The organism is Bradyrhizobium sp. USDA 4454 (assembly GCF_054822705.1).
On the sequence record NZ_JBTRCN010000001.1, the window covers coordinates 2,950,181 to 2,963,993 of the forward strand.

The 13,813-nt window shown below is 61.8% G+C and carries 10 protein-coding genes; 9 read left to right on the forward strand and 1 reads right to left on the reverse strand.

The annotated features are described in order from the left end of the window. Positions 1-13 precede the first annotated feature (13 nt). A complete protein-coding gene (locus ACVIW0_RS13475) occupies positions 14-1,183 on the forward strand; it encodes an MFS transporter (RefSeq protein ID WP_461352777.1) in 1,170 nt (389 codons plus the stop codon). A gap of 15 nt (positions 1,184-1,198) precedes the next feature. Here the strand turns inward: ACVIW0_RS13475 and ACVIW0_RS13480 are convergent, their stop codons facing one another. After that, positions 1,199-2,236, reverse strand: a complete 1,038-nt coding sequence (locus ACVIW0_RS13480) for a response regulator transcription factor (RefSeq protein WP_461352778.1) — start codon at positions 2,234-2,236, stop codon at positions 1,199-1,201. 511 nt (positions 2,237-2,747) lie between these two features. Between ACVIW0_RS13480 and ACVIW0_RS13485 the strand changes: the two genes are divergently transcribed. From ACVIW0_RS13485 to ACVIW0_RS13520, 8 genes are all read left to right on the forward strand, one after another. Continuing rightward, a complete protein-coding gene (locus ACVIW0_RS13485; protein ID WP_461352779.1) occupies positions 2,748-4,154 on the forward strand; it encodes an ABC transporter substrate-binding protein in 1,407 nt (468 codons plus the stop codon). Further along, positions 4,142-4,930, forward strand: a complete 789-nt coding sequence (locus ACVIW0_RS13490) for an ABC transporter ATP-binding protein (protein WP_461352780.1) — start codon at positions 4,142-4,144, stop codon at positions 4,928-4,930. Before ACVIW0_RS13485 ends, ACVIW0_RS13490 begins: the two co-directional genes overlap by 13 nt. Then, a complete protein-coding gene (locus tag ACVIW0_RS13495; protein WP_461352781.1) occupies positions 4,927-5,694 on the forward strand; it encodes an ABC transporter ATP-binding protein in 768 nt (255 codons plus the stop codon). Before ACVIW0_RS13490 ends, ACVIW0_RS13495 begins: the two co-directional genes overlap by 4 nt. Positions 5,695-5,697: 3 nt before the next feature. Next, complete coding sequence (locus ACVIW0_RS13500) at positions 5,698-6,579, forward strand: branched-chain amino acid ABC transporter permease (RefSeq protein WP_461352782.1); 882 nt, start codon at positions 5,698-5,700, stop codon at positions 6,577-6,579. A 3-nt stretch (positions 6,580-6,582) separates the two neighbouring features. Next, on the forward strand, positions 6,583-8,232 hold the full coding sequence (locus ACVIW0_RS13505) for a branched-chain amino acid ABC transporter permease (protein ID WP_461352783.1): 1,650 nt from the start codon (positions 6,583-6,585) through the stop codon (positions 8,230-8,232). Between the two features lie 64 nt (positions 8,233-8,296). Next, entirely contained in the window at positions 8,297-10,618 is a 2,322-nt protein-coding gene (locus ACVIW0_RS13510) for a N,N-dimethylformamidase beta subunit family domain-containing protein (protein ID WP_461352784.1), read from the forward strand. A 79-nt stretch (positions 10,619-10,697) separates the two neighbouring features. Continuing rightward, positions 10,698-11,063, forward strand: a complete 366-nt coding sequence (locus tag ACVIW0_RS13515; protein ID WP_461352785.1) for a hypothetical protein — start codon at positions 10,698-10,700, stop codon at positions 11,061-11,063. A gap of 59 nt (positions 11,064-11,122) precedes the next feature. Further along, on the forward strand, positions 11,123-13,459 hold the full coding sequence (locus ACVIW0_RS13520) for a N,N-dimethylformamidase beta subunit family domain-containing protein (RefSeq protein WP_461352786.1): 2,337 nt from the start codon (positions 11,123-11,125) through the stop codon (positions 13,457-13,459). Positions 13,460-13,813: the final 354 nt, after the last annotated feature.

The following is a 13,813-nucleotide window of genomic DNA, read 5'->3' on the forward strand; positions in this document are numbered from 1 at the left end:
GTGCTCCAGGTCGATGGCCTCTGCGATCGTCGCTTTCGCGATCTTTGCAGGCTCGGCCGCACGCGTGCTCCCTGCGTTGCTGGCCGTCACCGTCCAGCAGGATCTGGGCTTGCAGCCCTCCGATGTGTCCTTGCCGATCACGCTCGGCATCGTAGCTTCCGCGTGCGCATCGCCGCTCGCGGCGTACAGCCTCGAACGCTGGGGCATTCGCGCGCCGTTGGTCGCCAGTCTGGCTCTCCTTGCGCTATCGCTTGCATCGACGACGCACGCGGCGTCGCCATGGCATCTCACTGTGGCCTGGGGGCTGGGCGTCGGCTTCAGTGGCTCTTTGAGCGCCTCCCTTCTGGGCGCGGTGGTTGGCAGCCGTGACGGCGCGGCGCATTGCGGGACACGCTTCGGGCTCCTGGCGTCGATGCAGCCGCTGGGATCGGCGGCGGCACTGCTGCTGGCATCGCGCGCGGCCAACGCGCTTGGTTGGTGCTTCGTGTTCCAGGCCGCTGCCGTCGGCGTGCTCGCCACGGGCTTCGCCGTTGCCCTTGTCCCTCAATCCCGGCGAGGAGCCTCCACGCGAGAGCCCAAGTCCAACCGGCACGGGTCATCGCGCCCAAAAGACAAGACCTGGCAGTTCTGGGTCCTTGCCACGATCTTCTGCATCTGCGGCGGGTCGACATCCGGCCTGATCGATGGCCAGCTCGGTATGCTCTGCATGGGCGCGGGTTTCGGCCTCGCATCGAGTGCCGATATCATGGTGATGGTCGTGCTCGGCGGCGCGATAGGGAGTGTGGTGAGCGGGTATCTCGCGGACCGTTGTCCCGCGCGAGCGCTTGTAGCGCTCTACTTCGTCATCCGCGCGCTCCTCTTGTTGTGGCTTCCGTTCACCGGCTTCAGCGTCGTCGAATTGGCCCGGTTCGGCGCGCTGTATGGGCTTGATGCAGCACTGACGTACCCCGCGCTGGTCCGGCTGATGTCCGGAAATCTAGGCACGCGCCGCGTCGGCAGAGCGATGGGCTGGATGACGGTGATGCACCTGGCAGGAGGCGCTATCGCCTCTGCCGGGATCGGCGCCATCGACCTCGCAGCCTATGCGGTCGGATTCATCGGCGTCGGCCTTGCCTGCCTCATCGCCGCGGGTCTCGTGGTGCTTCTGAAGGATGCGCCCGCGCAAGGCGCGCCATCCGGCTGAAACAGTTGCGGCCGATCAATGGCCAGCGAAGTTCCGCGACCGTCGGGAAGGGGACTCCGCCAACAGCAGTCCTTCGGAAACCGCAAGCGCCGCCAGGCGCGTGCGCGAGTCGCAGTTCATCTTTGCGAGGATATGCTCGATGTGCGTGGAGATCGTGCGGGGCGACACGAAGAGTTGCTCGGCGATGTTGGGATTTGAAGCGCCACTGGTCACGAGATGCAGGATCTGAATCTCTCGGTGCGAGAGATTATACGGCCAGCGAATGCATTGCTCCGTGATCAGGAGGATGTTTCCGCGGCAGGGTGTAATCGTGACCTGGTGACAGCGGCCGGCCTCGTCCGGCCAGACGAAGCGTTGAGCGCTGGGGGACTTCGCCTTCTCCAGCACGAGCCGGCGAAGCTCTCCGCCCTCGCCGAGATACGGTCCCGGACTACGGTTGGGCAGGTGAAATGCAAACCCGTTCGGGGAGACCGCGATGGCATAGGCGCCCGGCGCCAGCTCATCGGCCAACAGCTGTGGTGTCCTGAGCTGATCGCAGATGTTCAGCAGAATCGGGCGGAAGCGCTCGGTCATCTCGCGGTGCTCGTCCTTGGCGTGCGCCTCCTTGGACCAGCTCATGTGGATGGCTCCAATGTAGCGGCCATCGGCGACACGCAGGCACATCGTCGAGCCTTCCCTGAAGCCATCCGGCATCAGGTATTCTTGAGCGGTGAATGTATCCGGCAGACTGAGATTCCAGTCACGCTTGTAGTCTCGCCAGCGCATCGAGTGCGTGTCCTTCTCGCGCGCGATGACGTAGGCGGGGCAGGAGTTAGGGAATCCGTCGAGCACGTATGACATCGTTCTGTCCGTGTATCCGTCGGCGGCCAGAGTGCGATGGGTTCGGGAGATCGGATCCATTGCGACCAGGGCGATCGCCTCGCTCCTCACGAACTCGCGCAACAGGCGCGTCACCTGCGTTGCTTGATCGATGATCTGATCATTCAGGGCTGCCGCCGGTGTATCGAGCCGCACCGTAGCCGACATCATATGGTCGATCGCTGCCGATTTCACTGTGAGCCTCCAGCTCGTGAAAGATCTTGCCAACCGTTCGTGATCGAATCTTCTTCTTGGCCGCTAACGATCCGTTAGACCGGCGGCTTGCGGTGTGCTCCGCATCCTCAGCGGAGCAAGGACCGCGCCAAACAATGCGAGCTGCCACATCACGACAGTGGCCATTCGCTCTGCTGATCTCGATCGGCCGGGATCGAGCCGAGACGCCGAGCTGAAAGCTGCAATTGCATGTTAGAGGCGGTCACCCCTTTAGTCAAAAGAGTGTCACACTTCACCTCGTTCAGGGCCAGCAATTCTGACCCAAGAGGACCTCAGCGCCATCGGCTGATGAAAATCTGGGCGTGGCTTGCTGCCCAAGTCGTCACCCTGCGCCCTGTTAGCACCCGCAGCGTCGGTCTGGATTACATCGGGGCCGTCCAGATCAGGCTTCAAAATCGGTCAGCTGACGTATTGCTGAAAATCGGCAGAAAACCCAGGCTCTGATCCATGCGGTTCGGCCGAAACCTTGTCAGTGATCGAGGCCGCTAATCACCCGACGGTGCCCGAGAGCATCGTCTTAGCCCTAACAGAAATCCGGCTCGGTCTCGGTCGCGATGCCGAGGACCCGCGCGCGATTGCAGGAGAGGTTGCTCGGATGGTTTCCAAACTCACCAGGCGTTCAGTGACCGCGGGCATCGGCGCCGCCATGGCCGCACCGTTTGTTGGCCGGACGGCGCTTGCCGCGCAGCCGATCGTTCTCGGCGTTCCCTACTGCCAGACGGCTGCAGCGGGTGTCGCGGATCATCAGGACTTTCTGAACGGGACGACGCTCGCGATGGAGGAGATCAATGCCGCAGGCGGCATCCTCGGCAGGCCGCTGAAGCTGTTCACAACGGACATGAACGTTCTCTCGCCGGAATCCTCCAAGCAGGCGCTGGCCGCCTGCGTTGATGCTAAGGTCGACGCGATCTCCTTTGCGTTTACGCTCGTCCCGCTGCCGGCGATGGACGCGACGGTGAAGTACAAATGTCCGTACATCAACGGCAACGCGCAACGCGCCGGCACCTCTGCCGTCAAGGAACAGCCGGATAAATACAGCCACATCTTCCAGTTCTGTCCGTCCGAGGTGAACTACGGATGGAGCTATGCTCTCTGGCTGGAAGACCAGGAGCAGGGGGGCGTCTGGAAGCCGAAGAACCGCAAGGTTCATATCATTCAGGAACAGATCGGTTACTGCCAAACGATATCGCGTGCGGCCCAGGAAGCGATCAAGCGGCGCGGCAAGTTCGAGGTCGCCCGCATCACCGATATCCAGTATCCCGTGCAGGACTGGGCACCGGTCATTCGCGAGATGAAGGAGGTCGATGCCGCCGCGATCATGGTGGACCATTGGGTGGCCGCTGAATACGCCGCGTTCTGCAAGCAGTTCGTGGCAAGTCCGGTGCGCGATTCGCTCGTCTATCTCCAGTATGGACCCTCGCAGCCGGAATTCCTCGAGCTTGCCGGGTCGGCGGCGAACGGCTTCGTCTGGGGCACCACCATGGGCATCTATGGTGACGAGAGGGGGCTCGCCTACAGGCAGAAGTACAAGAAGCGTTTCCCCGGCATTGCGGGGCTCGCCTATACCGGCATTGCCTACGATCAGACCCACTACCTCAAGAAGGCCTGGGAAGCGGTTGGCGATCCCCGGAAGTTTAGGGAGGTCTGCGACTGGATCCGGGCCAACCCGCAGCGCGGCGTCTGCGGCTACGTTGATATGGGCAACCCATATCAGGAAGCGCTCCATTTCCCGGACAATGGCGGCGACGAATTGCAGGCGCGCAAGCTCGAGTCCGGCGTCGCGCAGCTCTATGTCCAGATCCAGGGTGGCGAGCACAAGATCGTCTATCCCGGTCCGGTCTCGGAAACGAAGCTGATCTCTGCGCCGTGGTGGAGCTGATGCTCAGGCAAATCTCCCGAAACGGTGCGGCTGAACAGGGCGGAAAGCCCGTCCTGTTCTCCTGCAGCGGCATCTCGCTCGATCTCGGCGGTCGCGAGATCCTCCGCGATATCAACCTGCATGTCGAGGCCGGGGAAGTGCTCGGCATCATCGGACCGAACGGAGCGGGCAAGACCAGTCTGTTCGAAATCCTGTCTGGCCGTATGCAGCCAAAGAGCGGCTCGGTGTGGTTCAAGGGCGAGAATGTTACGGGCTTGCCGCTGTATTCCCGCTCGCGCCTGGGGATCGGCCGCACGTTCCAGACGCCAGTCGTCCCTGAGGAGCTGACCGTCGGCGAGACGTTCAAGGCGGCGCGTCAGGCTCATCGTCCGTTTCTCACCAGGTTCGATGCTGAATATGGGGCCGATCTCGTCGGTCTGAAGATCAGTGACGATATGCCGGCGACGCAGCTCGAGACCTTCAACCGGCGCAAGTTGCTGCTGGCCTGCCTGTTGATGCGCCGGCCCTCGTTGCTGCTGCTGGATGAGCCGGCGGCCGGCCTGATCAATTCGGAGGTCGACGAGATCGATACTCTGCTGCGGATCCTCGCCAAGGAAATGAACATCGCGATCCTCATCGTCGAGCACCGCATCGAGCTCCTCGGGACCATCGCCGACCGCATTCTGGTGATGGACGCCGGGGAGGTGATCTCCGAGGGGCTGATGGACGACGTCATGGCCGATCCGAAGGTCCACGCCGCCTACTTCGAGGATTTCAGCGAAGAGGCCGACGCATGAATATCTCGGTGAGCAACCATTTGCCGGGCGCTCCGGCGCGTCAGCCGCAGCGCGAGGTCCTGAACGTCAAGGGACTGTCCGCCGGCTATGGGCCGGTTCGCGTCATCCACGATCTCGACCTCGTCGTTCAGTGTGGGGAGCGGATCGGCATCGTCGGGCTGAACGGCCACGGCAAGTCGACCCTGTTCTACGCAATCGCCGGACTTACCGGCTGGCAGCGCGGCTCAATCAAGCTGAACGGCAGGGAGGTCGGCCGGACGCGAAGCCAGGGGCCGGGGCGCTACACCCACGAGATCGTGCGCGCGGGATTGGCGTTGATTCCGCAGGGTGACGAGATCTTCCATGGCCTGACCGTCGAGGAGCATCTCGATTCCGGGGCCTACACCGCGGCCGCCTGGCGCGATCGTGCCGCGCGCAAGCTCCGCATCCTGGAGATATTTCCACCGCTGCGGAAGCTCATGGGCATACCCGTGGGGCGCCTGTCGGGCGGCGAACGGCGCATGGTCTCGATCGGCCGCGGCCTGATGACGGATGCATCCCTCTTCCTCGTCGACGAGCCATCGCTCGGGCTGGCCCCAAAGATCGGCAAGAGCGTGATCAACGCACTGATGGCCGTCAAGCTCGGGAATGCCGCGATGATCATTGCAGAGCAGAACGTTGCACTGCTCGAGGGACGGGTCGATCGCGTCATCGGCATGCATGTCGGCAAGCTCAAGGGTGAGGCCTCGGCGGCCCTCGCGTTGAACGTTTATCGAAAGGCGTAAAACGTGGATATCTGGTTCATCGTCAGCAACACCATCGTCCTTGCGTGCATCTACGGCACGCTTGCGATCGGAATTTCGATCACGTGGTCGAGCCTCGGCCTCCTCAACCTAGCCTACGGTTTCATATTCGCATTCGCTGGCTATGGCGCCTGGCTGTTTGCCCAGCATGTCTCCACATCGGGGCCTGCTGTGTTGGCCGCGGGTATCCTCGCAGGCGCGCTCGGGGGAGTGGTCATCTGTGCGGTCGGGTTCATACCGATCCACGACAAGCCGAACTTCACCATTCGAGGTCTGATCGCGACGCTCGCGATCAATCTGGTCGGCACGCAATTCCTGCTCTGGTGGTTCGGACCGCGATCGAAGAGCCTGCCGGATATCTTCGGCAACTGGTCGGTGTCCTTGCCGGGCGTGGTCTTTACAGCGGACAAGGTCGGGAACGTGGTGACATCCGTCCTGATATTGGCGGTCGTTCTGAGGTGGATGCAGTCGAGCCGCCGTGGCCTCGAAATCCGTGCCATGATGATGAATCCGCATGCGGCATCTATCGTCGGCATCGGCGTTCGGCGAACCTCGTTCTATGTCATGGGCATCACGGGCGGATTGGCGGGCCTCGCGGCCGTCCTGCTCTCGCAGACCTACTACATCTCGCCGTTCGGCGGACTGATGCCGATGATCAAGGGCGTCAGCATCGCGCTCTGCGGCGGGCTCGGCAGCGTGCGCGGCGCGGTCATCGCCGCGATCGTGCTCGGCCTCAACGAGGCGCTGACGGGGATATCGATCGGCGGACGCTACGTTCTCATCACCCAGTTCGTCGTGATCATCGTCATCCTCTTGGTTCGTCCGCGCGGCATCGCCGGGCTGCTCGACAAGGCTAGGGAGGCCTGAGTCATGTCCATTGCTGGCGATCACAAATGGCGCAATCCCCTCTTCGTCTGGGGCGGCAAGCGCGACGTCGAAGAGCTCCCGACCATTCCGTTCCACAGCCACCAGGAGGTCTGGGAAAGAACTCGTCGATCGACGACCAAGCTGAATCCCGTCGGCCGTCTGCGCTACTACTACAAATGGCCGGGCCACGGCGCAATGATGTGGAATCGTCTTCGCTACTGGCCGACACGCCGCCGTGTGCTTCGCCTGCGCGGCGAATACAACCCCAAGACCTTGCGCGCCGAGAAGACGATCGTCGACAAGCGGCCCATCTGGTGGATGTTGGGGCTTCTTGCGCTGGCGATTGCTCCCCTGTTCACGCCCGGCGATCTGCAGAACACGCTGCTGACGGCGGGAGCGACGTTCGGCATCTATTCCGCCATCAGTCTGTGCTGGATGCTCATCATGGGCACTGCGGGCGTCTTTTCGCTCGCGACCTATGCCGTCGTCGGGACGGCCGCGTTCGTCGCGGCATTGCTTGCCGTCAAGTTCGCATTGCCATGGTGGTTGTTGCCGCCGATCGGCGCGCTGGTGGGGCTCGTCTTCGGCGGGATCATTGCGCTGCCGGCCACGCGGCTCGACGGATTCTATTATGCGCTTCTCACTCTCGGCCTCAACGAGCTCTGCCGGGTCTACTTCGTGACGTCCAAGGAGTTCGGGTCCGCGAATGGCGGACTTTACGGCGCCACGACCTATATCCCGGAAGACTGGTCGCAGTTGGGTCAGCTGCTCCTGGCGTATTACGCCTGCTTCGGCCTGATGCTGCTGGCTCTGCTGCTCTACCGGTTCGTCAACGGCCGCCGGCTTGGACGAATCCTTCGCATGGCGCCCGAAAAGCGCGAGGCCTTCGCCGAGGCTACGGGGGTCAACTTTCGCCAGGCGCGCGTCTGGGTGTTCCTCATCTCGTCGGCGGCGCTGGGCTTCATCGGCGGATTCTACACCTCGAATTTCGGCGGGGTGGCGTTCTCGATCTTCAACTTCGATACTGTGCTGCTCGGGCTCGCCATGTTGGTGATCGGCGGCGTTGGACGTGCCGAAGGTGCGGTGGTCGGCACCCTCGTCGTCGTGTTCTTCGACCAGGTGCTGAATACGTGGGGACCGGCTCGCTTCATGACCATCGGGCTCATCATGCTCCTGGTCGTGCTCTACCTGCGTAACGGGCTGTTCGGCATCAAGGCGCAGTTCCGTGCCTGGCGCGACAAGAAGAAGAGCGAGCGGCGATCGACACGAGCCGAGAAGGGCGGCGAGATGCTGCCCGAGGAGGCGACCGAGGCCGAGGACAAGAGCGTCATCTACCAGCGGCGCCACGACAAGATGACCCGCGACCATCTCAAGACGCTGGTGTCACCGGAGATCATCGAGGAGCATCGCCACTCCCTCAACGGGCAGCACAGTGAGGCGCTCGAACGGTTACTGATCTACTTCCGCACCCGTCCGCAGGTGGAGAAGTACGCCATCATGGCCGTGGAACGCTTCGAAGGCTATCGCATCGTCGCTCTATCCGGACATCGGGGCGTGGCGCCGCGTGTGGTCGAGGACAGGATCTACGCAACGCCGGATGAAGCCTGCCATGGTGTCTTCATGCGACGCGTTCAGGATTTGCTGGAATCCTGATCCACGGATGAAGCGTGTCCGACCTGTGCGGCGGACGTTGGGCTCATAAACGAAGGAGTTGGTGGTGACACCGGTCAGACTTTTTGGCTACACGGACAGGATCTCGGTCAAGCCGGGCGAGACCATACAGTTTCATGTCAGCGCCGAGGGGACGGATACGGCTGAGGCGCAACTGGTTCGCCTGATCCATGGCGACCAGAACCCGGCAGGGCCAGGCTTCGTCGAGGAGGAGGTGGCGTGCATCGCAAACGGCAGGTGGCGGGTCGAGCCGCAATCCACCCAGGTAGGCTCGTTCCTCGAGGTCGATGATCCCGAGGGCCGGCTGGCATTCGCAAACAGCTTCACCCTGTTCGCCTTCATCCACCCGACTTGGCCCGCATCCGGAAAGCGGCAAACGATTATCGGCCGATGGGATGGCGATCGAAAGCAGGGCTACGGGATCGGCATCGACGAGAAGGGCCATCTGCAGTTTTGGATCGGACGCGGCGAAGAGATCGAGCGCCTGACCGCCAACGTGCCGCTGCAGGTGCAGATGTGGTATTTCGTGGCCGTGACCTTCGACGCCGAGACACGGCGTGCGACCTTACACCAGGTTGGTGTCGGCAACAGGTACAACGGCCTGTTAGGCAAGGTCGCGCTTGTGGACTACGAATCCCGCAAATCTGCGGTCTTCCGGAGCAAGCCCGGTAGCCTGGACTCAACTCCGTTTCTGATGGCAGGTTCGCGTAGACGCGACGCGGAGAAGCGGGTCTGCGTTGCGGAACTCTATTGGGGCAAGATCGACCGGTGCGGTGCATTTGATCAGGTTTTGCTGCCGGCCGAGCTCGACACGATCAGGAGCGGGCTCGTTCCTGCGATGGACAGCCTGGTCGCATACTGGGATACGAGCGCGGGATACACCGACCGCGGCATCGGTGATCTCGTGGTCGACGTCGGTCGGCACAAGCTGAATGCCAGAGGATACAATCGGCCCATCCGCGGCCAGACCGGCTGGAACTGGGACGGCTTCACCGATTGTTTCCGCCTGGCTCCGCACGAGTTCGGGGGAATCGAGTTTCATGCCGACGCGCTGACGGACTGCAATTGGAAGGCGACCAAGATCATTGCCGTGCCGCGCGGCCTCAAGAGTGGTTGTTATGCCATGAGGCTGCGATCTGGCTGGGGAAAGAGCGTGAGCGAAGAGCATGTCGTTTTCTTCGTGCGGCCGGAAAGGCCGCGGGCGCGTATTGCATTCCTGTTTCCGACGCTGACCTACCTTGCCGTTGCGAACGAGCGCTTGAGCTTCGACCACCCAGAACGTGAAGCTTTGACGGGACAGCCGGCTGTGCTGTCCGATATCGACATCGAGATGTATATGCGAGGCGATTTCGGGCTGTCGACATACGACATGCACGCCGATGGCAGTGGCGTGTGCTACAGCTCCTATCATCGTCCGATCATGAACATGCGGCCGAGATACAGGATGCCGAGCCTCGATGTGGCTTCGGGATTGGCTGCGGACCTATCCATCATCGCATGGCTGGAGCAGAGCGGCTTCGAGTACGACGTCCTGACCGACGAGGACCTGCATCGCGATGCGGCGGAGGCGTTGTCGCCGTACGCCTGCGTTATCAGCGGCTCGCGGCCGGAGTACTACACCGAGCGAATGCTGGATGCGACAGAGGATTATATCGCCTGCGGCGGTCGTTACATCTATGCAGGCGGCAACGGGTTCAACGCCACGGCTGGCATTCGCGACGGCGAACCGTGGATCATGGAGTGTCGGCGTCGCGATGATGGGTACAAGCCGTGGGTGTCCCGCTACGGTGAGCACTACATGGCAACGGACGGGATGCGTGGTGGTCCCTGGAAGGTGCTCGGACGATCGACCCAGAAGCTGGTTGGCGTGGGCCTGAGCAGCTCGGGCGGTGGACGAAGCGAACCATACCGGAAAATGCCGGACAGCTATCACCGCACCGTGTCCTGGATTACCAAAGGTATCGATGGCGAGATCATCGGTGACGCCGGTCTTGCCAATAACGGCGGGGCAGGGCTGGCGCTCGACTATTATGACCGCGCTCTGGGTACGCCGCCGCACACCAGGATCATCGCCTCATCAGGGGGCCACACGGACAGCTATATCGTGAACCAGCAGCTCGTCCTCTATTCCTACCTTGGGCTCTATGGGTCGTATGACTGGCGGGTTCATGCCGACATGACCTACTTCACGGCCCCCCATGGCGGCGCCGTGTTTGCATGTGGCTCGGTCGCATTCGCGCAATCGCTGCCGATCAACAATTTCAGGAACAGCGTATCCCGCGTGCTGGCGAATGTCGTGGAGGCATTTGCCGGAGCCGGCAGGCTGCCCGGGTTCGCCTGGGTCAATGAGGAAAAGCAGTGGGCCTGATGGATACGTCACAGAAGATCGCGTCGGTACGCGGCGCGGCCGCGGTACACGTCGAACCTTTGCAGTTGGAGAGCTGAGGATGCTGCCTCTCGAATACGACAGGTCCGAGGACCGCGACATCATCGTCCGGGATCGCTTCGACGGCTTCCGCCGCGAGTTTCTGCGAACGCTCGTGAGCCCCGAGGTCATCGAGGAGCACCGGCGGTCGTCTTTGGGACAGCACAGCGAACGGCTCGAGCGACTGTTGATCTATTTCCGTCAACGCCCGCTCGAGCAAAGATATGCGGTCAGGGTGATCGAGCCGTTCCAGCGGTATCAGGTCGTCAGGTTCTCGGGACGTCGGGGAGTTCCCCCGCGTGTGGTCGATGATGCCATTTACACATCGGCGAACGATGCCTGTCACGGCCTGTTCCTGCGCTGCATTCGCGACCTTATCGAAACCTAGAGCAACACTTCGGCCGGGCAGGGCACCTTGTCCGGCTTCTCGATGGGAAACTTCGCACCATGGCGCAGATCAAGATATTCGGCTACGCAGACAAGATCTCGGTGAAGCCGGGCGACACCATACAATTTCATGTCAGTGCCGACGGCACGTCGACCGCTCAAGCCCATCTCGTGCGCCTGATCCATGGCGACGAGCATCCGCATGGTCCGGGATTCGTCGAGGAAGAAATTGACTGCGTCGCCAACGGCACCTGGCTGGTCGAGAAGCAGTTCACGCAAGTCGGTGCCTTCCTCGAGGTGGCCGACCCCGATCGCAAGCTCGCGCTCGACGGCAGCCTCACCCTCTGCGCATTCATCTGGCCGACATGGCCCGACGTAGGGCACCGGCAATGCTTGCTGGGCCGCTGGGACAATGACAGGAATCACGGCTACGGCCTTGGCATCAATCCAAGCGGCAGGCTGGAGTTCTGGGTCGGCTGCGGAAACGAGATCGACTATCTCCAGGCTGAGCTGCCTCTGCAGAAGCAGGCCTGGTATTTCGTCGCGGCCACTTTCGATGCACGAAGCGGCCGCGCCACGCTGTACCAGGAAGGCGTCGTGAACCGCTACAACAGCCTGCTCAGTAAAGTCGCGCCGGTCGAATATCGCTCGCATGTGTCGGAGATGCTTCGGTTCAGGCAGAACAACCTGCCCGATACGCCGTTCCTCGTGGCAGGGTCGCGCGACTGGCACGCCTTGCGCGGACATTTCGTGTCGCAGCTCTACTGCGGCAAAATCGATCGCTGCGGCGTGTTCGATCGCCCTTTGGGTCGCGAGGAGCTCGACGCGATCCGCTCGGACGGGCAACCCCCATCGGACGGCATGGTCGCATATTGGGACACCGCGAAGGGGTATACCGATCGTGGGATCGGCGATGTCGTAGTCGACATCGGACCAAACCGGCTCAATGCGAAAGGCTACAACAGGCCGGTACGTGCGCAGACCGGCTACAACTGGAACGGCCGCAACGACTGCTTCCGGCTCGCCCCGCATCAATATGGCGGCATTGAGTTCCATGCCGACGCGATGATCGACAGCAACTGGAAAGTCACAAAGACGCTCGAGCTGCCCGAAACGCTGCGCAGCGGCGCCTACGCGATGAGGGTCCGTGGCGGTGACGGCAAGGGCCTCGCGGAGGAGTACATCGTTTTCTTCGTCCGGTCTCGCGTTCCAACGGCGCCAATTGCTCTGTTGTTTTCCACGGCAACCTATCTGGCCTATGCTAATGAGCGCTTCGCGACAGACGGCCAGATCGTGCAACCAATGGCCGGCCAGCCGCCGACGATCTCCGAGGTTGACATCGAAATCTACGAAAATCCGGAATTCGGTGCGGGCTGCTACGACACGCATGCGGATGGCGCTGGCGTCTGCTACACGAGCTACCGTCGCCCGATGGTGAACATGCGGCCGAAATACCGGATCGCCGCATTCGACTTGCCGTGGAATTTTCCGGCTGACCTGTCGATCCTGGCATGGCTGGAGCATAAGGGGTACGACTACGACGTACTGACCGACGAAGATATACATCTGGAGGGTGTCGCAGCGATGGCGCCCTACGCATGCATTCTGAATTCCACGCATCCGGAATATCATTCCGAGCGCATGCTCGACGCGCACGAGGATTACATCGCCGGGGGTGGGCGCTTTATCTGCATGGGAGCGAACAGTTTCTGCTGCAATGTGGCGTTTCGGGATGACGAACCGTGGATCATGGAGTGCCGCAAGACAGGTGGACACTGGATCGCCTGGGCGGCGCGGCCGGGTGAATACTACCTCGCCACCACAGGCCAGATGGGTGGAATTTGGACCGGCTTTCAGCGCTGGGGGCAGAAGCTGGTCGGCAATACATTTGCCGGCGAGGGCTTCGCCCATAGCCAGCCTTACCGGCGGATGCCCGACAGCTATGATCCTGCGCTCGCTTGGATCACCGAGGGGATCGAAGGCGAGACCATCGGTGATTTCGGCCTAGGCAACGGCGGAGCGGCGGGCATTGAGATCGACTGCTACAAGCTGGGGTTCGGCACGCCGCCCAACACCAAGATCATCGCTTCCTCGGGGGGGCACCCAGACAACTACATCGCCCACGACGAGGAGGGAGCCCACGCCCACCAGGGATTCAGCGGAACGCACAACTACATCCTGCGGGCCGATATGGTGTACTTCGAGGCGCCGAATAACGGTGCGGTGTTTGCAACCGGATCCATCGCGTTCGGAAGTGCCCTTCCTATCAACGGGTTCGAGAACAACATCTCGCAGCTCCTGAGCAACGTGGTAAACGCGTTTGTCAGGCCGGGTCCCCTGCCGGGCTCATTGAACAAGCTCGATTCGGATGCAGAAAGCATCGAAAACGTCGCTTAAGTTGCCCTTAATCTCATGCAATGCATTGATCGTCGATCTTGAGGATTTTACACCGCCAAAGAGGCGGGCAGCCGAGGCTCACTGTGCGGCCGGCCTGGCCGTTGTGGGTGAGTGTATCGAAAGATCTCGTAATGAAGCCGTATCAGGATGTTCAAGCTGCGGCAAAGGACAGGTGATGGATCCTTCGATGTAGCTAAGAGGTCATAGAAAGTATGTTGCGTTAACAAAGTTACGATATTTCCGCTGAGTGTCGGACATGCTCGGTCTTCATGGCGTAGTGACTCCCCGCAGCCGCGAAGCAGCACGGTAGGCGAAGAACTATGCATCCGGCCGAAACGCTCGGCATCGAACGTA